Raw genomic sequence first — 25,985 nt, 5'->3', positions numbered from 1 at the left:
TAAGGGGAAGTCGAGTAACTCCGCAATTTCCGATGGACTGTGACCACGACTCAAGAGACGTTGAATTAGGTTTCTTTGAGCTTGTTCTATCCCTTCCTGACGACCTTCTTGGCGGCCTTCTTCAAAAGCTTCTTGATAGAAACGAGTTTGTTTTAAATCCGTTAATCCTAACATTTCTGCTATCTCCTCTCGACTCAGTTGGGGTAATTTGTACACAACAATTGTTTCAATTAAGTCAATAATATCTCGCTGAATGGGACTGGTGACTAACACCTCTTGAGCTTGTTGAATGAGTCTTTGTGCCAATTCCATCGCTTGGCTTTCTTCTTCCACCACTAACTGAATTATACTCACTCCTAGCCTTTCCTGGACTCCTTCTAACTCGTCGAGATAAACCCGAGTCACTGTACCAGAACGCAATAAGTCCCTGAAGTGTTGGGGGGGTTCTCGTTCAATGCTACGAGTGGGATAAATCACAACAACTTGCCAAGGATGGGGGGGTTGGTATTGACGGAGATAAAGGAAGAGTTCGGCGAAAAGACGATAGTACAGGGTTTCGTCGGGTTGGAATTGAACCTCCGCTAGATAAAAAGGTTGGGTGGTATCCTCTGAGACAGGAAGGAAAAGACCATCTAGGCGAAAGGCGAGTTGCTTGACTTCTACGGAGGTGAATTGGTAGTTATTGGCTTCGGTGGGAGGACGGTTGAGTAATTCAAAGAAGCTGCGAGGATATTGTTGAAAGATGCGGTAAAAGATGCTGTCGGTTTTCATGGGTTTTTATCCTCCTAAGTTTCCCTTTCCTATAGAAGTTGTTGAACTCTTTCTAAGGGGAAGTCGAGTAACTCCGCAATTTCCGATGGACTGTGACCACGACTCAAGAGACGTTGAATTAGGTTTCTTTGAGCTTGTTCTATCCCTTCCTGACGACCTTCTTGGCGGCTTGGCGGCCTTCCTGACGGCCTTCCTGACGGCCTTCCTGACGGCCTTCTTCAAAAGCTTCTTGATAGAAACGAGTTTGTTTTAAATCCGTTAATCCTAACATTTCTGCTATCTCCTCTCGACTCAGTTGGGGTAATTTGTACACAACAATTGTTTCAATTAAGTCAATAATATCTCGCTGAATGGGACTGGTGACTAACACCTCTTGAGCTTGTTGGATGAGTCTTTGTGCCAATTCCATCGCTTGGCTTTCTTCTTCCACCACTAACTGAATTATACTCACTCCTAGCCTTTCCTGGACTCCTTCTAACTCGTCGAGATAAACCCGAGTCACTGTACCAGAACGCAATAAGTCCCTGAAGTGTTGGGGGGGTTCTCGTTCAATGCTACGAGTGGGATAAATCACAACAACTTGCCAAGGATGGGGGGGTTGGTATTGACGGAGATAAAGGAAGAGTTCGGCGAAAAGACGATAGTACAGGGTTTCGTCGGGTTGGAATTGAACCTCCGCTAGATAAAAAGGTTGGGTGGTATCCTCTGAGACAGGAAGGAAAAGACCATCTAGGCGAAAGGCGAGTTGCTTGACTTCTACGGAGGTGAATTGGTAGTTATTGGCTTCGGTGGGAGGACGGTTGAGTAATTCAAAGAAGCTGCGAGGATATTGTTGAAAGATGCGGTAAAAGATGCTGTCGGTTTTCATGGGTTTTTATCCTCCTGACTTCCTTGCGGGTTGAATTAATCTTGATGTCGAGTGAGTCAGACTGGCAGAAGATCAGGGGAAATCTTGCTGTTTCAGGCTGATATGGGAAAACATCTAGGGAATCATCAACTGTTTTACAACAAAAGGGCGAGATGATCTCGCCCTTTGTCCCAGAAATCGCTCAGAATTCAGGCGGGATAAATCCGTAAACGACGGTTGGGTTCTTCCCCAAAACTGTCGGATTGTAGGCGATAGTGTTCGACTAATTCGTGCTGCATTTTACGGACTTTGGGGGAGCGAGGTAATAATTCGACGGGTTGCCCTTTGGGGATGACAATTTGCTCGACGGCTAATCGGGCTTCCTCTAGGGCTTCTAATTCGTCATCACTCCCCTGATGGCTAAATAAGCGCAAATCGAGGCCTTCGGAACTGTTGAAATCGTCCATCCCTAAAGCACGACGGAGGGCTTTGGTGATTTGGGGGATGGTGCTAGATTTGACGGCATGAATGGGCAGTTGGCGGGCTTTGGCGATTTGACGCAGTTTGGAATGGTTTTTGATTTGCGATCGCAGCGCCAACACAATATCCGCGCTATTCATGTCCTTGGTTAACACCACAGGCAAGTTCAACAACTCGATTACTTGTTCTAGTTGCGATCGCCCCACCCCATAGGGATAAATATACATCGGCCAATCTTCCCCATTCGGCCCAGGAGTCCGTACCTTATCCTCCACCAATTCCGGCTGATGCCAAGCTTGATCTAACATCTGCTCAAACTCCGCATTGACCACCGTCGGGCTGCCACTGGGGACTGGACGCATTCGCCCGGAAGCCCGCCAGCCCCCCGGTTGGGTCGGAGGTGCCACCGTTAACCCTCCACGACTAGGTAAAGGCTGCAATGCGGGTTTCTGGGTAATAATTTCCACCTCGCCCGCCTCGTTTTGGGTGCGAATTTGGGGCGAGGGTTCCTGACCACGCAGCAACAAGTCCACCGTATCAGACACATTAGGATGAACCACCCAGCGCTGACGTTCCTGCATTTCCACGGCAATTTCAAAGGTGGGCGGTGCTTTCCGCTCCAACACTGTCTTCTGAGAACCCCGTCGTCGGGCTTCATCATCCCCCAGTGTCACCGCTTGAATCCCCCCAATCAGGTCAGCTAAGGTCGGGTTTTTGATCAGGTTTTCAATTTGATTCCCGTGAGCGGTTCCCACCAACTGCACCCCGCGTTCTGCAATAGTACGAGCGGCTAGCGCCTCTAATTCCGTCCCAATTTCATCAATGACAATCACTTGAGGGGTATGGTTTTCCACCGCTTCAATCATCACCTGATGTTGTAACTCCGGTCGAGCCACCTGCATCCGACGAGCGCGACCAATGGCCGGATGGGGAATATCCCCATCCCCAGCGATTTCGTTAGAGGTATCGATAATCACCACCCGTTTATGTAACTCATCGGCTAGCACCCGGGCAATCTCCCGCAATACGGTTGTTTTCCCCACCCCCGGACGACCCAAGAGCAAGATGGACTGTCCCGTTTCGACCAAATCCCGAATCATGCCAATGGTGCCATAAACCGCACGACCTACCCGGCAGGTCAAGCCGATAATATCTCCACCTCGATTCCGCATGGCGCTAATGCGGTGCAAGGTGCGCTCAATGCCAGCGCGATTGTCCCCGCTAAAGCTACCCACCCGGTTGATGCTATACTGCAAATCTTCGCGAGTAATAGGGGTTTCAGCGAGATATTCAGCCCCGTGAGGAAAACGAACTTCCGGCAAGCGCCCTAAGTCCATCACCACTTCAATCACAATGTCCCGAGAGGGATGTTGGGCGAGTTTTTCCCCGATGCTGGGGGGCAACATCTCTAGAAGTTGGTCTAAGTTATCGGCGATTTCTGTGCGTTTCAAGGGTTTTGAATCGTGAGGTTTAGCAGTAGGCGTTGTTGTAAAAACAGGTTCGGGAAAGGATTGTATTATTTGGGGATTTGTCATACCACCTTGAGGTTAGGAACAGATTTGTGCGTTTGCTGCGCAACGCTACGCGAACAGATTGCAGGGGGGAAAGGGAGAAGGTTAGGACGACCCGACTCCGGGCTTTTCTCCCTCCTGACGGGACACAGGTGGACTCCTTTTAAGGGGAGCAACCAACTGATGGGCAAGGGTGACTGCTTGCCAGAGTAAATCAGGATGGTGTTCTAGTTGGGGTTTACCGCAAGGGGACTGACTACGTTCCTCCAGTTGGTGGAGGAGGGAAGTCAGTTGAGTGCGGGCATAACTGCCATAGGCAACTCCCGCAATGGTTTGCTCTGAGGATATCAGAGATGGGTTCAGATTGAGGAGTTTTGCCCGTCGCAGTTTTTCCACCGTCTGCTGATTCGTACCTCCGGCCAGTTGAACATAACCGGGTAGATGGGCGGCCAAGACTTTCTCGGCCAGCTTCACAGCAGCACGAGTTGCTCCCTTGCCAATATCTCCACTCATGGGCCGACCGTCGGTTTGCCAAATGAGGGGACAGGGTAAGGGGGAAACCCATTGATAAAGGGTTTTAAGATAGAGGATGAGATCCTGATGATCGGGGCAACTGATGGCTAATAGCTTGAGTTGGTGCTGATAGGGTGCGATCGCCTGCCAAAGTCGTTGGAAGCCCTCAAAATGACCCGTTTGGGTATGAATTTCTAGGGCATCAATCCCCCGGTCAAACAGGAGCGGCACGACAATTTCCGGGGTGGAAACATAGGATTGTGCGGTAATTAACTGACTCGGACAAACGGGCAAACACCGCCCACAGCCATAACAGAGAGCTTCTATCACCCCCGGATTCTCTCCAAAGGCGTTGGCGTAGTCTCTCCCCGGAATCGCCTCGGCCGGACAAATCCCCTCGCAAGGGCGAGGACAGGTCGATGGACAAAATCGCGGGTCAAACACCGCCTTACGAAAATGGGGATCGTCCCCATCATTCAAGCTCACCATCAACCAAGGTTTTGTCACCATCAAAAACCCCCGCGCTTGGGCTTCTTCCTGCAAAGCACAAGCCACCCCTAGGGCTTCTTGGGTCGCCGCGATGACGGCCGGATCGGCGGCTACGTCAATACAATCTGCACCACCCAACGCATAAGCCAAGGTGAGATTTCGGATAGCCGGAAGATGCTGAAAACTAGCCCCACAAATGAGTTTGAACCAGCAGCCCGACTGGAGTGAACTAATGGGAGAATATATTTCAATCACCCCTCTATGCTAAAACCTTGCTTGAAAAAACGGTAAGGGAATTTAATCCTTTTGAGGCTACCCCTGTATCTAGTGGCCTTGGGACAAAATAACTCTTTATCTAGCGTCAGCAGGTTTCCCCTGCCCGTTCATACTGATTCATGACCATCAAACTTATGTAACCTGTGTATTACACAGTATACTACAAAAAAAGGAGAACTGTCTACCCCGTCCGAAGATTAATCATCTTTTGAAAAAACGACTGCTTACGCAAGCGTAGGTTGTAGTTTGTACTCATCGGCAATGTCTAGCATGGGGCTATGATAACATTGGGGGTAAGCCATAGACGAAAAAAAGCCATATTAGAACATCTGGGCTTGTATCCCATGAATTTTGGTCAAAATTTACCCCATTATCCAGTTTCATGAGCGATTTTAACCTCTCCTGTCCCATTCCCTTAGATCAATATCCCCAAGTCCTATTAGCTCACGGTGGCGGAGGCAAACTGATGAACCAACTCATCGAACAGATGTTTGCTCCCACCTTCCAAGCCACCACCCCGCCCCACGACTCCATCCGCCTCAATCTACCCGGTGAGAAAATCGCCTTTACCACTGACTCCTATGTAATTCGTCCCCTCTTTTTCCCCGGCGGTGATATTGGTTCCCTCGCCATTCATGGCACCGTCAATGATTTAGCCATGAGTGGGGCGCGTCCCCTCTATCTCAGCGCCGGATTTATCTTAGAAGAAGGCCTAGACATGACCCTACTTTGGCGTGTTGTCCAGTCCATGCAGCAGGCCGCCCAACAAGCCGGAGTCCAAATCGTCACGGGAGATACAAAAGTAGTAGACCGGGGCAAAGGAGACGGTATTTTTATTAATACCGCAGGCATTGGCATCATTGAACATAACCAAATCATCGCCCCCCCCTCCGTTGCCGTGGGAGATCAGGTACTGTTAAGCGGAGATTTAGGTCGTCATGGCATTGCTATCATGGCTGTGCGGGAAGGATTAGCCTTTGAAACCACCATTGAGAGTGATTCAGCATCCGTTGCCCCCCCAGTCCTGGAATTACTCAATGCTGGGGTGACAATCCACTGTTTACGGGACTTGACCCGAGGTGGACTGGCCAGCGCCCTCAATGAAATTGCCAGCAGTGCAAAGGTGCAAATTCACATCACAGAACGAGCTATTCCCGTCCGGGAAGATGTGCAAGGGGCCTGTGAAATATTGGGCTTTGACCCCCTCTATGTGGCCAACGAGGGGCGATTTATCGCCTTTGTCCCACCCCATGACCTAGACAAAGCTCTAGGGATTTTACAGCAATTTGACCCCCAAGCGACTGTAATTGGAAGCGTTACAGCAACAGCCAGCCAAACTTTAGGCCTAGTCACCCTAGAAAGCGGAATTGGAGCAACCCGCATTGTAGATATGCTGAGTGGAGAACAGTTGCCCCGCATTTGTTAGAGGACTGCTTCAGTCAACTATACAAAAATTCACTCTAAAGGCAGGACAGTTCGGGCAAAAAACTTTAAAATTGAAGGTAGTGGAAATACTGAGAAGGTGCTACTTTTGAGAACTTTAGGTTCTGGATTATCCCTAAAGTAGAAACAATTCTGAAGTTTTTTTGATACCTGTAATTGTTCCGAGTCCCCCAGATGGGGATGTTCTCAAGACGATATCTCAGCTTCATTTAGGAGATTTTTGGATGGATACTTTATCTTTGAACCAAATTTATGCTTGTTATGAAGAAGCCGAACAAATTGAGTATGAAGTCCCTACAGTAAGCTTCTTTGACTGGCGGAAAATCCCCAGCGGGGTGTGGTTAGGGGCTTTAGCGACTGGGGTATTCGCCACGAGTATGATGGTCGCCGCGCCTGCTTTTGCCCTGCGTGTCCAAACCCCCAACGGTAGCCCCCTCTGCGCTCGCAATCAACCTTCTGCTTCTGGACCTTGCTTGACGGTTTCCAATGGGGCGGCTTTGTTGCCTGTGGTGGCCAGAAGTGGGGATTGGTTACAGCTTTCTAGTGGTCGTTGGGTTTATGGGCCTTATACGACGGCTCAAACGTCTCAGCCTCCGGTGGGCGGGGGGCGTGCGCGTCGGGTGAGTACGCCTAATGGTGGTGAATTATGCGCTCGCAATCAACCCGCTGCTACGGGTGCTTGTACCGGTGTACGCAATGGGGCGGTTTTACTGCCTGTGGTGGCTCAAAGTGGGGACTGGTTGCAGCTTTCTAGTGGTCGTTGGGTGTATGGCCCCTATACGGCTCCGGTGAATGGTGCTACAAGACCGGGAACTGGGGGCGTAATGTTGCGTATGGGTTCAACGGGGGATGCGGTGCGGCAAGTCCAAACCCGTTTAGGTGTGACGATTGATGGGGTTTATGGGGCTAATACGGCGGCGGCTGTGCGTCGTTTCCAATCTCAACAGGGTTTGCTGGTGGATGGTATTGTGGGGCCACAAACTCGTTCTGCTTTAGGGTTGTAATGTCCTGAAGGGGTGGGATTGGGTCTTGGGTTCCCCTCACGGTTCGCTGTGGGGGGGTTTTTGTTGCTGGGTAGTCGGGGAGAGAGGGGGAGCAGGGGAGCGGGGGAGATGTCTATTACCTATTCCCTGTTCCCTTCTTCAACATATAATTCAGATCAAGGTTGCAGCATTTAGCGGAGGTCATTATGATTGCTGTTCCGAACTATGTTAGCCCAGAAGAGTATTTAACTTTAGAGCTTCAAAGTGACTATCGTCATGAATATAGACGGGGTTTGGTCTATGCGATGTCGGGGGGGACGGATAATCATGATCGCATTGCTTTTAATCTGTTGAAGATGATTGACAATCATTTGGGAGACTCACAATGTCGATTTTATTCAGGTAATGTGAGGGTGAATTATCAGGATGAGTTTTATTACTATCCTGATGCTTTTGTGACTTGTGATCCGAGGGATCGGGGCGATCGCTACCTTAAGCGCTATCCTAAGCTGATTGTAGAGGTGCTATCCCCCAGTACCCAAGCCTTTGACCTCGATGAGAAGTTCCGAGATTATCAAAAAATTACCGCATTAGAGGAATATGTTTTGATTGCTCAAGATCGGCAATGGGTCGAATGTCATCGTCGCCGAGGAGAGAATTGGGAGGTGGTGGTGTATGAAGCAGGGGATTCTGTTCTCTTAACCAGTTTGGGATTAGGATTTGAGATTGACCAACTCTATCGGGGTTTAGATTGAGGTCAATTGAGATTCCCTATTGTCGCAGCACATTCCAGATTGCCAATGATCGGCGCAAATTATCGACCTTTGGAGATAGCCTAAGCTAAAAAACTCGGCGATAATACAAATTATTCCAATAGACACCCGACTGATTCTCCCCAAAATTTTCCCCTTCAACGATGTTCACTTCAATCCTGCAAGAAGTACCGCATGAGGAACAAAGTTTTGCTGGTGGTGCTTTCAGTAAGTATCAGTCAAACCGATAAATTGTAACCGATAAATCACCCTTTAGCTCATCGTCGGGAAGCCCCGCACTGTACGTTCGCGAAGCGTTGCGTAGTAAATGTCAGTGTCGGGATGAAAGACGGTTAATTGAGGGGTTCGATGCCCCGAAAATTAACCAACAATCATTTACTAGGGAGTGACGATTTATCCCTAGATATTGTATAATCGGTTCAGGTCAATCAGCTACTATTCGTGTTAAACCTCAACTATTGCTACAGAATTTATCCAGATGCCAGTCAAGAAAAAGAATTACTTGACTGGCTAGAAATCTGTCGAGGGGTATATAATTATGCCTTGGCAGAACGAAAAGAATGGATAAATTCTCGCAAGTGTCAGGTTAACGCTTGTAGCCTTCATTCTGAGTACATTATACCTGCGGATCAACCTTTTCCCGACTACTATAAACAGAAAAAAGCTTTAACTCAAGCCAAACAGCAATACCCAGAACTAAAACGAGTTCAGTCTCAGGTCTTGCAAGAGGTTATGGGGCGTTTAGACAAAGCGTTTAACTTTTTCTGGAAAAGAAGTTTTGGTTTTCCTAGGTTTAAGAAATATGGTCAGTTTCGGTCGATTAACTTTCCTCAATTCAGGGAAAACCCCGTAACTGGATATCAATTGAGACTCCCTAAGCTAGGCTCTGTGGTCATTAATCTACACAGACCTATACCTGATGGATTTGTAGTTAAACAAGTTCAGATCGTTAAAAAAGCTTCGGGTTGGTATGCTGTTATCTGTATTCAATCAGATGTTAATATTCCTTCTCCAAAGCCTGAAGGAAAATCTCTAGGGATTGATTTGGGACTTGAGAAGTTTATAGCAACATCTCAGGGGAAATTAATAGCTAGACCTAAGTTTTTCTTGGAACTTCAAAGTCAGCTTAAATGGCTACAAAGGAGATTGTCGAAGAAACAGAAAGGGTCAAAAAACTGGCATAAAGCTCGGGAAAAAGTAGCTAAACTTCATGAACACATTTATAACACTCGCAAGAACTTTCATTATCAAGTCGCTCATCATCTTTGTGACCAAGCCAATATCATTTTTGCCGAAGATTTGAACGTCAAAGCCATGTCTAGGGGAATGTTGTGTAAACCTACCCTTGATGCTGGTTTTGGGGGTTTTCTGGAGGTATTAAAGCACGTGGCTTGGAAACGAGATGTTTATTTTGAGAAAGTTGATGCTAATTTCACTAGCCAAATTTGTCCGAGTTGTGGTGTAGTGACTGGTAAGAAAGACTTGTCTCAACGAGTGCATGTTCGCGAAGCGTTGCGTAGCAAATGTTCTCATTGTGGGTTTGTAACGGATAGGGACGTTGCTGCGGCGATGGTTGTTGAGCAACGTGGACTTGCAGCCCTTGGACTGGGGGTCAAGCTGCCTGGGTCGGAAGAGGTTATCGGGGATGTCCCTAAAAAGACATCTAGAGCCTCCCGTAGAAACAGGAAAGCCTCATAGTGATATGGGGAAGCCCGCACCGTACCCCTAGGGTCGGTGTCGGGAGGATGTCACACTTTTATCACTTTCTTGTTCTAAAACTTGCGCAAATGGTCATTCTCAAGTGAGATCAATCCTGTTACAAATTATAAGCTTGATGTTTATTGGTTTCTTATAACTGATAATCTAGTGAACTACCCCACCCTGCCTAGGCGCGAAGATGGAGCTTCCTGATTCAATGGGAAGTGCTTTCTATACCGAAATATAGCGAGTCTTATCTTCCCTCCCCAGGCAGAAGTCCTAGTTCCTAAGACCCCAATTTTCTCTTGCAACACAGCCCTTTTTAGCTTGGTTTTCGCTTTGGGAGTTACTGGTCAAGTCCATCCGGTCCCTGCAAGCGAGGAAGGGGAATTCCGCAACATTTTTGTTAAAGGACTGAATCAATGAAAACGACTGTACAACCCCAAAACGATTCATCACAAAAAGCCTCCAGTTATTCCGTTACACCGCAGTCTGATTCAGTCATTCAGTCTAAACCTGAACTTCAGCCCAGTTTAGCCGTCCAAATGAGTCGCGCCTCAGCATTTGGTCATAGTGTGACAGGAGTTCCAGTGCAGGCAGAATTAGTAGTTGGGGAACCCGGCGATCAATACGAACAAGAAGCCGATAGCGTCGCCGCCCAAGCTGTAGCAGACAAGCACAACTCTGAACAAAGCACTGTTCAAGCCAAAACCAATCCAACAGCCCCCACTTCTCTCCCAGCGCAGCCCGACAACCTGGAAACACAGTTAGCACCTGACTTACCCGAGGTGGCTGGAGGAGGAGAGAAAGCCCCAGACATTGCCGGAGGGGGGGATAAACTTCCTGAAATTGCCACAGGAGGAGAGGAGAAACCCCCGGAAATGACCGGAGAAGGAGAGAAAGCCCCAGAAACCCTGGGTGAGAAAGGGGGTTTAACCGAAGCCGTGGAAGGGGGAACTGGGGGAGCAGGAGGAGCGACAGAAGGGGGTGCAGAAGGGACTCCTCCTCCCAAAAAAGAGGGAGAGGCCCCCTCTGAAGAAGAGAAAGAAATGATGGGTGAGACGTTTTCCCCAGAAACTCAAGATCAAATGGGAGAAGCCCTCGGAGAAGAGCAAAAACCGACTGGGGGGACTGAAGGGGGGGACACTGAAACCCAAGAAGCAGGAGAACAACCCCCGAGCCTAGAAGAGCGCATTCAAAAAGCCATGAGTGGGGGTGGAGGCTCTCCCACTCCAGAAGAGCAGGAATCGCTCCGAAACTATTTAGGCATTGAAGATCCAGAAAATATTCAAGTGCATGATAATGAGGAGTCCTATCAACTCTGTCGAGAACTCGGAGCCTTAGCGTTTACGACAGGGAATCATATCTTCTTCGGGGCAGGACAACGGGGGGATGATGAACTGTTATTCCATGAAGCATGGCACACTATCCAACAAGGGGCAACGTCTTTAGAGGTTCACCCGGGCGGGGAAAAATCAGCCGAGGATGAAAAAACCCAACCCATTGCGGTGGGGGGTGAAGGAGAAGCGATGATGACCATGGCTCAGGTCAATCCCCAGGCCTGGAGTGGGCCCCTGGTGCAACGGGAGGAAGGAGAAAAAACAGCCACCGACAAGGAAGCGGAAGAAAAACAAAAAGAACAGGCCGGAGCGCAGGCGGATAGTGCTGGGGAACAAGGGGCAGAACAAGGAGAAGCGGCCGAAGAGGGGGCTGACTCTGCCCAAGAGGATGGCGGGGGAGAAGCCCAGGATGCGGTGGGCGAAACCTCTGGGATGGTGGCGGAGGCGGGACCTGAAGAGACGTTAGGGGGCATTCCAGAGGCTCCGACCCTCAATCCAGAAGCCATGGTTGCCAGCAGTGGGATTCCTGCAGATTCGGAAAGCGCAGAAGCCAATCTGGATGAGTTGGAGGATGAGGTTGATGTTCCTGAACCGGGCGAAGATCCCTTTGACTATAGCTGGGTGGCTACCCAGCCGAATGAAGTCCCTGAATGGGATGAGGAGATTGGAAACCACAGTTTCTTTAAGAGTGTATTGGATGGGGGAGAACCGGAAACCCCTCAACCCGAGGTAGACCGAGGACAATTGATTGGGGATGCCATTGGTCAAGGCCTACTCACGGGGGCGGTTGAAGGGGGGATTAGTGGGGTAACAGCCTTGGGGGTGGGAGCGATTGGCAACAAGTTCCCGGTGGTGAACAATGCCTTGGCAACCTTTACGGTATTGAGTGCGGTTGGCAATAGTGAACAAGGCTGGGCGAGTCCAGAGGCTTGGGCGAATGCGCTGGCTGGGGGATCTTGGGCGGATGATGCTAAAGGGATTGGGGAAGCCGCTGGGGGGATTCTCAATGCGAAAACGCCTTGGGAAGGGATTGCCAATTACTTCAAAGGCATTATTGGCATTACCAATCTGGTGGTGAAAGTTGTTCAGTTTGTGTGGAACTTGGTCAATATTGCGGCTCTAATCTGTAAGATTATTTGGGGGGTTCTGACGGTTTTAGACCTGTTATTTACAGCGATTGGTAAGCTCTTAGCCCTTGTAGGAACAGCACTTATCAGTGTGGGGAACGCCTTGATGCCCCTACCTTTTGGGGTCGGCATTCCACCTGGTACCTCATTAATTAGTGTAGGAACGACCCTTGTTAATGTCGGCAACCAACTCTGGATGTATGCACTAACGATATTTAAACCCTGGGCCGCTACTTTTAAGGGGTTCTTCACGACCTTAAACGGCTTTTTAGCCCCTCTCTCTATCGCCTTAACTATGCTGCAATCCCTTCTAGTGTGCCTGAACTTGATGTATATGCAGGCTCTGGCTTTAGATATTTTGACTTGTGAAGGGAGTATTGATGACCTGATTGCTAAACAAACGGCTCTGCGGGATTCTACCCAAAGTATGACCAGTAATGCTATAGCGATTGGGACGGAGTTTGCGGCTCAAAAGACTCAAGGGAAAGAGGTCGGGGCAAAGGACAGTTTCGCATCAGGTGGCGAAAATGCTTGGTTGGGTCAAATCCCAGTGGTGGGGGATTATATGCCCGGTGGTGATAAGTCCTTGGGGGGTATGGCGGGAGCGGCGGCTACGGGATTTGCCATTGGTGCCGAGAGCGGTAAGACGGATGAAGAAACGGCTGAAAACGAACAAAAGTATCAAGACAGTTGGCTAGCGCACTATTCTAAGAATTCAGACCAAGATCAAAAGGCCTTAACGGGTTATCGCTCGGCGACGGCTTTGTATGGGGCTTTGGGTGAGGCGGGAGAGATGCCTGAGCCCCCGATGGATGCGCCGGAACGAGTGGATGCGGCGGCGTTCGGGATGGTGAAAAATGAAGGGGAACGACTGGCTTTGGAAGCGGCTATTCAGCGCGCAGAAGAGGAAAAAGCCCTGCTTCAGGAAAATGTGGTGCTTAATCAGGCGGCTCAAGATTCTCTGGCGGCTAATCGGGAGGCGATCGCGGCCTATCAAGCCGACATTGCCGAACGCCAAGCGGTCAATGACACTCTAGGAGCAGAAGCTGGTATGGGAACGGCCTTAGCGGCTCAGTATTTAGCGGTGATGGCTGTTTATTGGCCAATTTTAATCCCGATTAATCTGGCCTTTGCTTTTGTGATCGGCATTCAAGGGGCTAATCAAAATGTTAAGGAAACTGGGGGCAATAATGCTGTCAACACGGAGGGCAGTAGTGCTTCTAATCCGGAAACCCATGTGAGTGGCAATGCCGGCAGTCAAAAAGAAGCGGGCGACAATATGGGCAATGCTTCAGATGCGAGTGGTGAATTAGCCGAAGAGCGGACCAGTAAACTGGATAATGCCAGCACTGAGGCCGAACAACATGATGCCGAAATGGAAGCAATGCAGGCTCAGTTTGAGGAACAACAGCTGGCATCGGAAGAAGACCTAGCCACCTTGGATGAGGGTCAAACGTTAGCGGAAGAGGAACAAAGCAATAGTGAAAGCAATCGGGATCAATTGATGGCGGATCGAGAGGCGGCTATTGCCGAAGCTCAAGTCTGGGAAGAAGAATTTAGTACGTTTTTCGCGGGGATTATGGAAACTTTGGGCTGGAGTGGTGGAGAAGAGACAGAAGCCTCTGCCTCGGATGAGTCTACGGAAGGTCTGGATCTGAGTGGGGCTGATTTGAGTGGTACGGATATGACTGGGGCGAATTTGAACGGTGCCAATTTGGAGGGAGCGGATCTGAGTGGGGTTATATTAGTGGATGCAGACCTCGCAGGGGCGAATTTGGCGGGGGCTAACTTAGCGGGGGCGGATCTGAGTAATACGGATTTAAGCGATGTTGATTTTAGTGGTGCGTTACTCATGGGTGCAAAATTAGTCCGTTCGATTCTCGCTAATGCAGACTTCCAGAATGCTGATTTAACGGATGCCGACCTGAAGGATACAGAGCTTGAGGAAGCCCAGTTGAAGGGCTAACTGGCAATGCTAAACCATTAGACATCTCCTAAAACCCCCTTTTCGGAACGGTAACATAGGCGTTCCAGCCGAATTAGGGGAGATGTGTATTAACTCTTGTCAACTCATTACTTCCCAAAACGCGATATGACGATTCAGAATGCCTTTAACCTCCTGACCCAAGCCCAAGAAGCTTTAGCCCAGAAGTTGAACAGTTTTGGGGAGGTTGAGCCGGGGGTGATGAGGATTTTTGAACAACTTCAGCGTGCGGATCAACAGTTTCGGGCGAATCAATGGGCCCAAGCGGCTGCCACCTATGGTCAAGTGGCTCAATTGGCGGCCCAGGCGAACCAAACGGAAATTCAAGCGCAAGCCTGCTATGCTCAGGGGGGAATGTTGGCGGTTCTGCCAGACCAAACGGAAGCTGCACTTCAAGCGTTCCAACAGTCGGCTGAATTGTTTGCTCAGGTGGGCAATCTGCCACTGCAACAACAGGCGGAACAACAGATGGGGCAGTTGGGGAAACGTTTGATGGACCAGTCTTCTGAGGTGCAAGACTTGACGGAGGCGATTGCTACGCAACGTTTCACGAACGCACAACTAACCCCCCAAACTCAAGCCCGTCAGATCCTTGAACTTTACCGTCAACGCGCTCGCCTCTATTTACAAGGGGGTCAATGGGAGCAAGCCACGAGGGACATTGAGGCGATGTTCACTCTCGCGGGAACAACTGAGGATCCAGACATCCTCAGCTTTGTCCTGAGTCAGTTTTCCCCCGGTGAAAACAGCGAATCTGAGCTATTGTCCCCAGTTTTCGATTACCTCGCCCAGTCTGGTCAAGGGGGAGAAAATCGCCTGCTTGGGGATTTGTTGAATCACTATCGGACTCAAATCCAGCACCTGATTAATCTGCCTGATGAGCTATTCAACTCAGTTAATGTAGACCGTCTCCTGAGTTTAGGGGAAGGGACTCTGGAAGAAAGCCAAAAGTTGGCGCAAGGACTGACCCAGCAAGCGACGCAACTCCATCATTCTGCTCTCTATAAAATTGCCAGTACCCTCCAATTTTGTCAAAATACAGAGGTCGCTTTACAAGCAGGTCAGTGGCAAACGGCTTTAGACTTGGCCGTTCAAGAACGCCATCAAGCCCTAGAAGCTAAAGATCCCCAGCGTTATTTCCGTTTTTCCCTAGCCTCTCTAGTGTTAGCCCAAGCCTATGAAGGATTGGGCGATCGCCCGGCCACGATTGAAGTCCTACTCAACTGCAAAAAAACCCTAGAGCATTACTTAGGCAAAACCGCGAGTCAACCCATTTTAGAAGTTCTCAATGGGTTAGAAGGGCGTTGGGGTAAAGAAGAGTTACTCAAGGCTCGCTTGATTTACCGTGAACAGATGCAAAAAAAGGGTAAATATCGTTTAGATGATTAATTAGGGTCTGCTGAATATCCATCTAATTACTGTTAGTAGGGCTTTCGATTGGGAGCGAGAAACTACAAGGTTTTAGGGATAAATCATCAAAAAGGCTTGCCTTTTTCCGATTCCCCTTCCCGTTCCCCATCCAGAGTAGAGTTATTCAGCAAGCCCTAATCATGGGATGTTATGCGCGATTCTCGTTCCGAGATGCTTCGCGATCGCCTCTTGAGGAGAAATCTGCCCCTCCATCACCCCTTGAATCCGTTCAAAATAACGAGTCATCATATTGAGATTCGTCACTAATACTTGTTGTAACTGAGGCAACGTCACCGGGCTATCTTTACAATCAAGGCTGGTGCGATAGCGTAACTCCCCATCCCCCAGATCCATTTCAAAATTACCCATCAATAGATAATAATTCAGTCCAGTGATAAACTCCGCCATAGTAGAGCGCTGTGCTTCTGGGACTTTCTGGGGATAAACCGAATAGACTAGAATCTGTTTTTGGGATTCATGAGCCACAAAAAAGACCATCCATTTTCCCAGATCAGCCTGGTAATTAAAATATAAACTATTTTGATTGGGAATAATTTGATAGTTCCACTTTCTTTGCTCAAAAAAAAGTTTAACTTTTTTAAAAAGTACCCCGTTATTAACAGTATTTTTAGGTAACTTACTATTACTAACAAATTGCCCCATCTCCTCTTGAATTAACCGGGAAACTTGCTGTAAAAACTCAGAACCTTCTTGAACCCAAAATGAGCTAGACATAATCCTTTCTATGAACATCTCTCTAACATTTTTTGTTTAAACCATTTTTCGTTTAAACCCTGCCTTGGCTTCTTCAAACCGACTAGATCCCCAACGTTGCTCTAAGCCCTCAACAAACTGATTCACTTGTTGACCTGATGCACTGGCTAAAGATTGATCCAACGTCGCTTTACACATCAATAAACTTTCTAACGCACCCACATCATCCCCTAACCCTTCCTGGGCTAAAGTCATCAACAAACAAGACCATAAATAGCGAGCATAGCGGTCTGGGTTATCGGCGACTAAAGCATTTTTCCGGGCTGAGATAGCCAAATCCAGAACCTGCTCCCACTGATTCCCTTGCAACGCCATCATAGCCTGTTCTAACAATTGATCATTGAGTGGTAAAAGACCTTGACGTAAACTCTCCTCCACTGCTGAAAGGGGGTCAAAACTGGGGAAATCTTCTAGGGGATCACCTTGCCCCCGTTGCCTTGCCCGGATCTTTTCCAGTAGATCAGGACGATTCAGACCTTCCGCATAGGCGATCGCACTTTGCCAATCCTCTTGCGCCGCTTCCCCTTGCTCATTCGCCTCATACCACTGAGCGCGGAAGCAAAACAAATCCACCCGAGTTTCCGGGTCAATCTCCGCCAACAACGGATTATTCAACAAGTCATCAATCGTCTGGCCAAAACGCTCCAACGACTGATCCACCTGAGCAAAAAACCCCTCAACATCCGGCGAATCCTCTAAAAAAGCCTGCAACTGCTCAGGATTAGCGCTCAACTCCCGAATCTGCCGCCCAAACGCCAACACATCGGGAGCAAAACTCTGGCGAATCTCCTCGGCCACCTTTTGCCGTCCCAACTGCTCAAACAACTCAGCCGCCCTTTGCAAAACCGATTCCGAGGGAATCCCCCCCCTCTCATCCGTCGCCGCCACCGTTTGCAAGGCCAATCCTTGAGCATACAACGCTTGAGCTTCAGGCAAAACCTGCCCCTCCTGAGCCGCCAACCGAGCCACCTCAGCAAATTGCCCGGCCCCTTGTTGCCAGTCACCCAAACTCAGATACAGAATCGCCTTCTGTAAATAAACCGCCGCCCGTTGCCCAGCATCTTCGGGAGCCAAAGCCATCAGTTGACCCTCCAGTTCAGCCAACGCCGCCATCACAGCCTGATTCGAGGCAGGTTCCCCAGAAAAATGATTCATTGTATTCTCCCCTTAAGACTAGACACCTAAACCTACAGCATTCTCCGTTTTAGCCTTATCCAGCGTCGCATTATCCAGCGTTGCCCCCGTTAAATCAGCTTCCGTTAAATCCGCCCCCGTTAAATCCGCCCCCGTTAAGTCAGCCCCTTGTAACTGAGTTTTCGTCAACGTTGCATTCGACAAATTCGCATCACTTAAATCAGCCCCCTTTAAATCAACCTCCGTAAAATCAATCCCGCTTAAATTCGTTCCACTTAAATCTAGATCACTTAACTTAACCCCTGCAAACGGCCCATCCCCCTCATCTTCACTTTCCTCATCCCCACTATCCCGTTCAAATTCACCTTTCCCAATACTCCCCTCAGTTGCCTCCAAATCATCAAAAATGGCCTGCTTCTGCGCCTTATGTTCTACAATCCACATTTGAATATTCAAAATAGATTGTTGACGCTCCGCCAGTAATTGATCCTGCTGTGCCTGTAACGTATCTAAACCCTCATCAATTTCCGTATCTAACTGATCAGAATCCCCTTTCGCTTCCTCCGCATCCGCTACATCTTGTTGTTTTTGTTCACGGAAACCTTGTAACTCATTATCCTGAGCCGTAGCCGCAGAATCTGCTTGAGCTAACTTGCCCTTATTCGCCTGCATCCCTGCAATTCCCTTCTGAGAAGCTCCCCCCGTTTCTTTCAAATCATCCTTACTCTGACCAGAACCTCCAATCGCCGCTTCCGGCTCCGCCGCACCCGAATCAACATCCTTGGCCGCATCCTCTTTCATCCCGCCTTCAATATGGGGTTGCTGCCCCTTCGTCATCCCCTCCACATTCGCCGCTTGTGCCTGTCCCTGAGCCGCCGTCTGTTGAGCCTCAGCCATTAAAGCCGCCGCCTGATCTTGTTGGACTTGTTTTTCCGCAATATCCGCGTGATACTGCTCAATCTGGGCTTGATTAACCGCCACGGCCTCGATTAACGCTTGACTTCCCATAGAAGATTCAGCCGCTTGCGCCTTGAGATTTTGGTTAATGCCTTTATTAATTGCCAGTGCTTGTTTTTCCTCCTCCAAATCCTCATAGGCGGCGGCACATTCATTAATTTTCACCACATCATCATCAGGAGGTGCAGGCAATTCCTCCGCTCCCTGAATAATTCGTTGTTGGAGGATTTGAATAGTCAAATTATCCTTCGCACCGCCTAAATTTTCCGCCTCACCTCCAACCCATTCCCCAGCCTTTTCACCGAGTCCATCGGTAGAAAACCATGTTTCATACTCACCATCTCCTTTACCTGCTGCCATAAAAGCCGCTTTTGCAAGCGTTTCACTGGCCCCGCCTTCACCGAGAAAACCTTCGGCTAAATCTCCGGGTAACTCTTGTTTTGCCGTCCAAGCTTCAAACGCTTCTTTTTTCTTTAGTCCATAATTTTTTTGAACATCTGATTCGGCAAACAAATTGCCAAACATTTCGCTTTCTTCGTAATCTTGTACCTTGGTCGCAAATTCAGGATTAGCTTTCTCAAACTCTTGTAATTTTTCAGATTTTTGTTGAAAATCTGTCTCATTTTTCGCATTTTTACCAAAAACGGCTTCAATCTCAGGATCTTGAGGGGCAGGTTTAGTCGATACAGCTTTTTTAATGTCATCTCGACTCTGATAAGTCGAGATACCATCAGCCACTAAATTTTTAACATGATCTTTGAGCTTTTGTTGTTTCTCTAACAGTTCTTCGGGATCTCCTTCAAAGGTTGCAATATCAATGGTTCGGAAGAGAACCGCCAAAGCACGCGGAGGCAAACTTGCGGCAGTAATCAGGGTTTCAATGAGTCCCAATTTTTTTGTAATTTTTAATAGGAAAGCCGCCCCTTTTTTGAGGAAAGCACCCGCGATCTTAAAAGGTGGTGCGGCGGGTGCTGTGAACACGAAGGCAGCCAAAACTGCGCCAATGCCGATGGAAATTAAGCCCAAGACAAACATAAGAGCTGAAATAAGATTCAGAATATTTTTGACCGTTGTAATAACCTGCTTCACAATGGTCATAATCCCTAAGATTAATTCCATGAAAGAAGCGAGGCGATTCCAAACACTTCCTTCTCCTAAACCTGACCAAGCCCCAGCAATGGCTTTAGCGTGTTCCCCAAAGACTAAAATATTCTCTTTAAACCATCCTTCTGGATCCATTGCAAAACTGGCAATGGTCATAATGGGGCCAATCGCTTCGCCAATGGGACCCGCCGCGTTGGGGAACTTCTTGGCGAAGGCTTCCATGCCCTTTTCGGCCAAGGCAGACAAACCAGCCGAAATCGCCGCCGAAAGGGCCGCTTCTAGGATGCCACTGCCCACGGCTCCCATAATCAGAGAGGCCTTGTCTACTCCGACTCCCTTTTCACTAAATTTCTCAGCGACTAAAGCTTGACTATCATAGCCTTCTGCAAATTGTGACCAAAAATCGGCATCCCCCGGCTCTTTGTCCTTGGCCGATTGGAACATTTCATGGTCTTGCATTTCTTCATCAAAGCCGGGGAGTTCGGCCTCTTTGGTTGGGCCAAAATACAGATGGGAAAAATCATCTACCTCGACCTCAACTTCCCCTTCTTCGGGGATTTCTGACATCTCTAGGTTGGCCTCTTCTACCTCAGTGCCGCCCTCTGTTATCTCGGCTTGTTCAGGGAGATCCCCTGCTTCGCCGCCCCCTTCTCCTGTGGGTGCTTTTTCTTCTTCGGCTTGGGTTTCACCGCCCCCTTCTTCTTTGGCTTTTTCTTCGTCGTCTTTTCCTTGTTCTTGAGCCGCGTCTCCTTCGGCTTTGGCTTCTTTTTGTTCTTCGGATTCTTCTTCGGCGGGGGCTTCTTCAGCTTTGGGGGCTTCGGCGGCGGGTGTTTCTTCCTTGGCTTCTTCTCGTTGGATGATGGGATGCTCTTGGGGTTTAGTCATGACGGCTTCTTCAAGGGGGGATTCTGTTCCCTCTTGAGGAGTCATGGTTTCTGCACCATCTTCGGGCTGTGGGGTTTCTCCTGCGCTGTCGGTGGTCGTCACGGCTCCTTGTTGTATGCAGTGAGTGGCTTCGTGGAACAGTAGTTCATCGTTGCCATATTCCCCGTTGGCGAAGAAGATATGATTACTGGTGGTGAAGGCCCGAGCGCTCATCATTTGGCAAAGTTCGTCGGCTTCGGGGTCGGTATGAATGACAATGGCTTCAGGATTGGCAATATTTAAACGTTCCCGTAGTTTCTGCTGGTCGTCTTCGGGTAAGGGGGTGCCACCGCTACTCATGGCTTTTTGAATACGGGCTTCTGGGGAGTCTCCCCCGGCTTCTGGGCCTTCTCCGTTACTAGAGGATGAGGGGTCGATGTTGGCGGCTTCGAGTTGCTCACTGGTTTCTGGGGGCAGCATTTCGGCGGTTTCTTCGGGGGCTATTCCTCCCTCAGCCATGTCTTGGGGGGCGGCTCCCTCTTCTCCGGTTGCGGCGGCGGTGGTTTCTGCGGCAATGTCTTGTCCCTGACTTTCTAGGTCTGCTCCTTCTGAGGCTAACTCTCCCATGTCTCCCATATCGCCGAGTTCGGCTCGGGAGATGTTCATGTCGGGTTGGGTTTGCCGTTGGATGGGGGTGTTTTGGGGTTTCATCCGCACGGCTTGGGCGGCGACGGTATCGGCTTCTTTTTCGTATTTATCCCCCGGTTCTCCGATGACTAATTGCGCTTGGATGGGGATTCCGGTCACACTATGGCCAAATTGGGCGGCGCGGCTCATTTGGACGGCTACACTGGGTTGGGTTTCGGGTTTGGACTGAACGGCTACACCGGATGAGTTGTTGAAATGATGCTGGGTGTCTTGATGGGCTGAGTCTTGTTTCTTTTGAGCTTTAGTTTGCATGAGTTCAGTCCTTTGGTGAGGGTTTGCTGCTGGGTTTTTGCACCGGGTCTTGTATTAAGGCTTCAAGGTCTGGGTGAGATCCTTTGTTCAATCGAAGGATACTTATTAAGTTTTTAAAAAAGGAAAATAGTTTAATCGCGCTGGTTTATTCTTTAGTATGCCTTAATATTCCCCCTTGGGGAGTCGCCAAAAGTCGATATATTCGGGTGGGTGAGGGTGGGTCTGTGGCAGTCAATTCTGAGAGGAAAGGTTAGGATTAGGATAATTCCTGAGTTTTTCCTACTTTACTCTTATGCTGTCTCTTTCTACTTTTTCGGTTGCTGTGATGGCTTTGGTGATTGGGGGGTTTATTCCACCTGCTACGGCGGCTTCGTTCGCGTCGCCTCTGTTGGTGGTACAAGGGGATCATTTTGTGACGGTACCGACGGAAACCCGGTTTCGCGATCGCCCTTTTAATGCCACAGCCCTACAATCTATTCCCACCTGGTCTGATGCCTGCCAAACTTACAATCTTCCCGCCTATTGTAGTTATCGCCGTCAATATCTTTTCAATAATGCCACGGTCACGAATTTAGGCGCGTCTACGGAATACGCTCAATTGATTCTGACTCCTAATGTTGCCCTTTCTCGGAGTGAGGCGCTCAATTCTGCTCGGATGCTCAGTCGGGGAAGAATGCGTTTAAATCGGATTACCGAAGAAACCCGAGAGCGCATTTTGTATGACGAAACCGACCCAGAGATGGGTGGGGGATTTATCCTCGAACTGTTTCGCAATAATCAAGGACGAGTCAGGCGGATTGTTTTCACTGTGGTAACGCCCTGAACGTTATTCTGTTTTGTGGGGAGAGGGGGGGAGGTAATAGGCAATCTTGAGAAGTTAAGACCCAAAATTAAAAATCAAGGCATCGGGAGTCGGGAGTCGGGAAAATGCGGTTGTGTCCAAAATTATTGTTTTAAAACTTAAATTTCGTCGGGGTTAATCCCGTTTTCCATGAGTAAACGTCGGAAACGTTCCGCTCGTTCTTCTGCTGCTTCTCTGGCTTGTCGTTCCCGTTCTTTGGCTTGTCGTTCCCGTGCTTCCCGTTGTTCGGCAGACTCTCTAGCCCGTCGTTCCCGTTCTTTCTCCGCTCGTTCCCGTTCCGTCGGTGTAGGAATCCAATCCCCCGAACTCCCATAGAAGCGTAACCATAAACGATTTACATTCTCATAAGTCCCTTGCCACAAACCCACTCCTAATTCCAATCCCTCCAACCACCAGCGGTTCTCCCTCACTTCTACCTCTACATAACGAGGAGATTCGGCTGTTGCTCCCCTTTCTAATTCAAACCCTCGAAAACCCCCCATCGTCCGGTCATACACTACATAGTAGGGAACCCTCAGAATCTGCTCATACACCTCCCATTTTGTCGGTGTTCCATCCGCCTCCCCTTCCACTTGTCCTAAATCCTGATCTTGGGTACTTGGGGATAATAATTCCACTACCAGAGAAGGACTAACTCCTTCTTGCCACACTACATAACTTAAGCGCAAGTCTCGATTTTCGTATAGGCGAGGCACTCCCACCACCCCAAACCAATCGGGGCGTTTATATCGTCTGGTGTGGTTCTCATCGTAATAAACATTGAGATCCATTGCCGAAAAAACCTGTTCTGGGTCGTAATTGCCCGGTTGAAATGTTAGACGCAGTAATTGGGCTTGTAGGGGGTGAAATTGGTCCGGCAAACCCGGTTCTCCTACTTCTTCACTGGGTAGCTCATACATTGTGGGCAGGGTTTTCTGCCTTGGGGTGAGATTAACCATAGCACAGCCATCAGGACATTTTGACTCATCCTATCGTTTTAGAACTTAAATTTCATCGGGGTTAATCCCGTTTTCTATGAGTAAGCGTCGGAAACGTTCCGCTCGTTCTCTCACTGATACCTATTTAGGGCTTGCTGTTCGCGAAGCGTTGCGTAGCAATATAACTCTACTCTGGGTGGAAAACAGGGAACAGGGAGCAGGGGAGCAGGGGAGCAGGGGAGCAGGGGGGCAGGGGAGCAGGGGAGCAGGGGGGCAGGGGAGAGGCAATCTCCCGACTCCCGACTCCCGACTCCCGACTCCCGACTCCCGACTCCCGATTCCCGATTCCCGATTCCCGACTCCCGACTCCCGACTCCCGATTCCCGACTCCCGACTCCCGATTCCCGACTCCCGATTCCCGATTCCCGATTCCCGACTCCCGATTCCTTTGCCGAACCTAGGATGATTTTGTTTTGGGGGGGTGAAGAAAGGCGGGCTTTTTGCCCGCTTTTTCTGTCCCTCATTGGGCCTCGTTGCGCATTTTGGCGGCCAAGTCCAGGAGCGCGGTCCAACGTTTTTGTAATTTTTTGGCGGAACACCCCAAGCGGGTTTGAATCTCAGCGTCACTAACTTGATTTTGTTTGAGGGCCAAGAGTTCGCGATCGCCTTCAGAAAGTTGACTCTGAAATTGTTGCCACTGGTCATAGGTCATCCCCAATTTTTGGTCTAAGTCTGCATCTAACCACTGATGAACCAGTTTCCAGTGGGTGGTTCTAGCGAATTTGTCTACATGGTATTTAAACCGTTGTTGCAGATAGTCCCGTTGACGAGGGGTAAGGCCCAAGATTTCGTCAATTTCCGAAGCGGGGAGGTCTTGGAGTTTTAACGCTAAGTAGTCGGCACAGTCGGAGTGACCTTGGGCGTTCAGGTACTCAAACAGGGAGGCAATCACCCGGTCGCGTTTGACGTTTTCCCAAGGATCGGGGGTTTCGGCGACCATTTGGGAGCGCACTTGCTGGACGGTGGCAGAGCGTTGATAGGCTTGGGATTCTTCATCTTTGGCAAATTCAACGGCTTGTTCAAGGTCTACGCTGGTTTCTTTGGGTTGACGACGGGCGAAACTTTGCGCTCTCAGGATGATTAACTGTTGCGCGTAGCCATTGGGTAAGGTGATCCGACGTTTGGCATATTGTTCTGTGAAGGCCATATATTCCGCTAATTCCAATTGGGTGCGGGGTTGGTAGTCTTCTGGTACCTCATTTTCCCGACGGAAGGCTTTTAAGGATTCAACATAGAAGTCTTGTAAAAAGTCTTCAATCAGGTTGTACCGACCGGAGAACCCCATTTGTAAGCGGGTGGGGGCGATATGACGGTAAATCATGACGCTGAGGTTGCTGTGCAGTTCGACGCGGCCTTGTTTTGCCCCTAATTTGAAGTAGGAGAGACATTTATTTAAGCGGTGGTAGCCTAAATAGAGCAGGTGAGCGCGGACTTCCCCGGAGCCTTGGATGCGATCGCTTTTGCTGCAAACTCGATTCACTTCCTCCGCGATGCGATGAGCGACAGCATGAGCAGAACGACCGGATAATCCAGCGCGATCGCGAATTTCTTCGAGCAGAACAAACTCTAAAGGGGATTGTTGCTTTTCCGGATGGGTAGTGGTGGGATCGGTAGATTGTGATACAAAGTGACAGGTGTGTGCTTGCATGGTAATGCCCCTTAAAACAGACGACAGAGTAACAAATCAAGTTTCAAGATTCGGGAAATAAATCAGCCATTGCTTCAACCGTTGGCGTTTCCCTGTTCTTGATACTTTGACTTTAGGTGGTCACGCTTTGACCCGGGGGGGTTCTTGTGTCAGAACCTCAAGCTTGCGTGATCCGGTGATACACCCTGACAATTGGCACAATCGACTAATAAGCGCGAATCCCAATACTCATCTAACTTTCAGCCGATCTGCCCTGGGGCGATGAGTCGGTTTCTCGACCTGTCCTGTTTCCAAAAGGGAGACAGTTCAGAAACTGGAGGTCAGACGGCAAAACATCCGTAAACCCATTCTGTTCTCTTGTGGGAAACATTTTGACCCAGATTAATCACTTAGGACTAACCATTCTTCCATCGCTTCCCATCCAAGACCTTTCCGAACCACAGAAGGTTTCTCACTGGTTAAATCTAATATGGTGGACACTTGATGACCGGGGTCTGAACTATCGTCAATAATCAGGTCTACCAAGGGTTCGAGGGTATCGAAAAAGCGACTGCGTTCGAGGTCAAGGGTAGGATATTCCCCCTCGTCATCGGGTAAATGGGCGGAGGTGGAAATAATCGGGTTGCCCAAGGCTTCCAATAACTCTAAACAGACTTGATGCTGGGGTACCCGGATACCTGTGGTCTTGCGTTTGGGATTCATGACGATTTTGGGGACTAATTTGGTGGCTGGCAAAACAAAGGTATAAGGCCCCGGAATCAGGCGCTTCATGATGCGGTATGCCTGATCTGTTACCCAAGCATAATGGGAAATATTAGAGAGAGACGAACAGAGGAAGGTTAGAGGTTTATCATTGGATAGTTGTTTTAATTGTCTGACCCGTTGCACCGCCGATTTAACGGTCATATCGCAACCAATCGCATACACGGTGTCGGTGGGGTAAAGCATAATTGCCCCATCTTTTAGGGCGCTGACAATTTCTTCAAGACTGCGTTTTTGGGGGTTTTGGGGATGGATATTATAAAGGGTAGCCATAGATCGAGAAGGGTGCTGGACAAAA

The 25,985-nt window shown here is 49.1% G+C and carries 17 protein-coding genes and 1 pseudogene; 7 read left to right on the top strand and 11 right to left on the bottom strand.

Annotated features, from left to right (window positions below; translation table 11 throughout):
• The 4 genes and pseudogenes from SPI9445_RS0112620 to ldpA form a co-directional block, all read right to left on the bottom strand.
• Nucleotides 1-771 (bottom strand): Rpn family recombination-promoting nuclease/putative transposase (locus SPI9445_RS0112620; protein WP_017305115.1); only part of this gene is annotated, 771 nt, incomplete at its 3' end.
• A gap of 29 nt (nt 772-800) precedes the next feature.
• A pseudogene (locus SPI9445_RS26995) lies at nt 801-1,639 on the bottom strand (Rpn family recombination-promoting nuclease/putative transposase).
• Nucleotides 1,640-1,827: 188 nt separating this feature from the next.
• Nucleotides 1,828-3,633 carry a R3H domain-containing nucleic acid-binding protein gene (locus SPI9445_RS0112610; protein WP_017305113.1) on the bottom strand — a complete coding sequence of 602 codons (1,806 nt, stop codon included), beginning with the start codon at nt 3,631-3,633 and terminating at the stop codon, nt 1,828-1,830.
• A gap of 81 nt (nt 3,634-3,714) precedes the next feature.
• Nucleotides 3,715-4,866: a circadian clock protein LdpA gene (gene ldpA / locus SPI9445_RS0112605; RefSeq protein ID WP_017305112.1), complete on the bottom strand. Its 1,152-nt coding sequence runs from the start codon at nt 4,864-4,866 to the stop codon at nt 3,715-3,717.
• 403 nt (nt 4,867-5,269) lie between these two features.
• On the opposite strand from ldpA, the gene hypE reads away from it, so the two are divergent.
• The 6 genes from hypE (at nt 5,270) to SPI9445_RS0112575 (ending at nt 15,624) form a co-directional block, all read left to right on the top strand.
• Nucleotides 5,270-6,313, top strand: a complete 1,044-nt coding sequence (hypE, locus tag SPI9445_RS0112600) for a hydrogenase expression/formation protein HypE (RefSeq protein WP_017305111.1) — start codon at nt 5,270-5,272, stop codon at nt 6,311-6,313.
• Nucleotides 6,314-6,554: 241 nt separating this feature from the next.
• Nucleotides 6,555-7,334 carry a peptidoglycan-binding domain-containing protein gene (locus SPI9445_RS31655; protein ID WP_017305110.1) on the top strand — a complete coding sequence of 260 codons (780 nt, stop codon included), beginning with the start codon at nt 6,555-6,557 and terminating at the stop codon, nt 7,332-7,334.
• A 185-nt stretch (nt 7,335-7,519) separates the two neighbouring features.
• Nucleotides 7,520-8,068 carry a Uma2 family endonuclease gene (locus SPI9445_RS0112590; RefSeq protein WP_017305109.1) on the top strand — a complete coding sequence of 183 codons (549 nt, stop codon included), beginning with the start codon at nt 7,520-7,522 and terminating at the stop codon, nt 8,066-8,068.
• A gap of 459 nt (nt 8,069-8,527) precedes the next feature.
• On the top strand, nt 8,528-9,784 hold the full coding sequence (locus tag SPI9445_RS0112585) for an RNA-guided endonuclease InsQ/TnpB family protein (protein ID WP_017305108.1): 1,257 nt from the start codon (nt 8,528-8,530) through the stop codon (nt 9,782-9,784).
• 422 nt (nt 9,785-10,206) lie between these two features.
• Nucleotides 10,207-14,217, top strand: a complete 4,011-nt coding sequence (locus SPI9445_RS27620; RefSeq protein ID WP_017305107.1) for a pentapeptide repeat-containing protein — start codon at nt 10,207-10,209, stop codon at nt 14,215-14,217.
• Nucleotides 14,218-14,343: 126 nt separating this feature from the next.
• Nucleotides 14,344-15,624 carry a hypothetical protein gene (locus SPI9445_RS0112575; RefSeq protein WP_017305106.1) on the top strand — a complete coding sequence of 427 codons (1,281 nt, stop codon included), beginning with the start codon at nt 14,344-14,346 and terminating at the stop codon, nt 15,622-15,624.
• Between the two features lie 159 nt (nt 15,625-15,783).
• On the opposite strand, the gene SPI9445_RS0112570 is transcribed toward SPI9445_RS0112575, so the two are convergent.
• Genes SPI9445_RS0112570 through SPI9445_RS27615 form a run of 3 tightly spaced genes read right to left on the bottom strand, consistent with a single transcriptional unit; the run spans nt 15,784 to nt 21,438 of the window.
• Nucleotides 15,784-16,380 carry a YbjN domain-containing protein gene (locus SPI9445_RS0112570; RefSeq protein WP_017305105.1) on the bottom strand — a complete coding sequence of 199 codons (597 nt, stop codon included), beginning with the start codon at nt 16,378-16,380 and terminating at the stop codon, nt 15,784-15,786.
• A gap of 36 nt (nt 16,381-16,416) precedes the next feature.
• Entirely contained in the window at nt 16,417-17,574 is a 1,158-nt protein-coding gene (locus SPI9445_RS0112565) for a soluble NSF attachment family protein (protein WP_017305104.1), read from the bottom strand.
• An 18-nt stretch (nt 17,575-17,592) separates the two neighbouring features.
• Complete coding sequence (locus SPI9445_RS27615; RefSeq protein WP_017305103.1) at nt 17,593-21,438, bottom strand: pentapeptide repeat-containing protein; 3,846 nt, start codon at nt 21,436-21,438, stop codon at nt 17,593-17,595.
• Nucleotides 21,439-21,730: 292 nt separating this feature from the next.
• On the opposite strand from SPI9445_RS27615, the gene SPI9445_RS0112555 reads away from it, so the two are divergent.
• The gene (locus tag SPI9445_RS0112555; protein WP_033373997.1) at nt 21,731-22,261 is read left to right on the top strand and encodes a hypothetical protein; all 531 of its coding nucleotides are present in this window, start codon (nt 21,731-21,733) and stop codon (nt 22,259-22,261) included.
• A gap of 137 nt (nt 22,262-22,398) precedes the next feature.
• Here the strand turns inward: SPI9445_RS0112555 and SPI9445_RS0112550 are convergent, their stop codons facing one another.
• The 4 genes from SPI9445_RS0112550 to SPI9445_RS0112535 all read right to left on the bottom strand — a co-directional run bounded on the left by SPI9445_RS0112550 (nt 22,399) and on the right by SPI9445_RS0112535 (nt 25,960).
• Nucleotides 22,399-23,199 carry a Uma2 family endonuclease gene (locus tag SPI9445_RS0112550; RefSeq protein WP_017305101.1) on the bottom strand — a complete coding sequence of 267 codons (801 nt, stop codon included), beginning with the start codon at nt 23,197-23,199 and terminating at the stop codon, nt 22,399-22,401.
• A gap of 149 nt (nt 23,200-23,348) precedes the next feature.
• Entirely contained in the window at nt 23,349-23,741 is a 393-nt protein-coding gene (locus SPI9445_RS31380) for a hypothetical protein (RefSeq protein WP_017305100.1), read from the bottom strand.
• Entirely contained in the window at nt 23,738-24,925 is a 1,188-nt protein-coding gene (locus SPI9445_RS0112540) for a HetZ-related protein (protein WP_017305099.1), read from the bottom strand. The genes SPI9445_RS31380 and SPI9445_RS0112540 overlap by 4 nt, the downstream gene beginning before the upstream one ends.
• Before the next feature lie 381 nt (nt 24,926-25,306).
• On the bottom strand, nt 25,307-25,960 hold the full coding sequence (locus SPI9445_RS0112535) for an L-threonylcarbamoyladenylate synthase (protein WP_017305098.1): 654 nt from the start codon (nt 25,958-25,960) through the stop codon (nt 25,307-25,309).
• Between the last annotated feature and the right edge of the window lie 25 nt (nt 25,961-25,985).

This window comes from Spirulina subsalsa PCC 9445, assembly GCF_000314005.1.
In the GTDB taxonomy this organism is placed as follows: domain Bacteria; phylum Cyanobacteriota; class Cyanobacteriia; order Cyanobacteriales; family Spirulinaceae; genus Spirulina_A; species Spirulina_A subsalsa.
The sequence above is the reverse complement of the archived record's forward strand: the minus strand, read 5'-3'. Positions and strand labels throughout refer to the sequence as shown.

Excerpts from the sequence above, each read along its gene's own strand:
- SPI9445_RS0112610 (WP_017305113.1), bottom strand. The coding sequence starts at position 3,633 with ATGACAAATCCCCAAATAATACAATCCTTTCCCGAACCTGTTTTTACA.
- hypE (WP_017305111.1), top strand. The coding sequence starts at position 5,270 with ATGAGCGATTTTAACCTCTCCTGTCCCATTCCCTTAGATCAATATCCC.
- SPI9445_RS31655 (WP_017305110.1), top strand. The coding sequence starts at position 6,555 with ATGGATACTTTATCTTTGAACCAAATTTATGCTTGTTATGAAGAAGCC.
- SPI9445_RS0112590 (WP_017305109.1), top strand. The coding sequence starts at position 7,520 with ATGATTGCTGTTCCGAACTATGTTAGCCCAGAAGAGTATTTAACTTTA.
- SPI9445_RS27620 (WP_017305107.1), top strand. The coding sequence starts at position 10,207 with ATGAAAACGACTGTACAACCCCAAAACGATTCATCACAAAAAGCCTCC.
- SPI9445_RS0112575 (WP_017305106.1), top strand. The coding sequence starts at position 14,344 with ATGACGATTCAGAATGCCTTTAACCTCCTGACCCAAGCCCAAGAAGCT.
- SPI9445_RS0112570 (WP_017305105.1), bottom strand. The coding sequence starts at position 16,380 with ATGTCTAGCTCATTTTGGGTTCAAGAAGGTTCTGAGTTTTTACAGCAA.
- SPI9445_RS0112565 (WP_017305104.1), bottom strand. The coding sequence starts at position 17,574 with ATGAATCATTTTTCTGGGGAACCTGCCTCGAATCAGGCTGTGATGGCG.
- SPI9445_RS27615 (WP_017305103.1), bottom strand. The coding sequence starts at position 21,438 with ATGCAAACTAAAGCTCAAAAGAAACAAGACTCAGCCCATCAAGACACC.
- SPI9445_RS0112555 (WP_033373997.1), top strand. The coding sequence starts at position 21,731 with ATGCTGTCTCTTTCTACTTTTTCGGTTGCTGTGATGGCTTTGGTGATT.
- SPI9445_RS0112550 (WP_017305101.1), bottom strand. The coding sequence starts at position 23,199 with ATGTATGAGCTACCCAGTGAAGAAGTAGGAGAACCGGGTTTGCCGGAC.
- SPI9445_RS31380 (WP_017305100.1), bottom strand. The coding sequence starts at position 23,741 with ATGAGGGACAGAAAAAGCGGGCAAAAAGCCCGCCTTTCTTCACCCCCC.
- SPI9445_RS0112540 (WP_017305099.1), bottom strand. The coding sequence starts at position 24,925 with ATGCAAGCACACACCTGTCACTTTGTATCACAATCTACCGATCCCACC.
- SPI9445_RS0112535 (WP_017305098.1), bottom strand. The coding sequence starts at position 25,960 with ATGGCTACCCTTTATAATATCCATCCCCAAAACCCCCAAAAACGCAGT.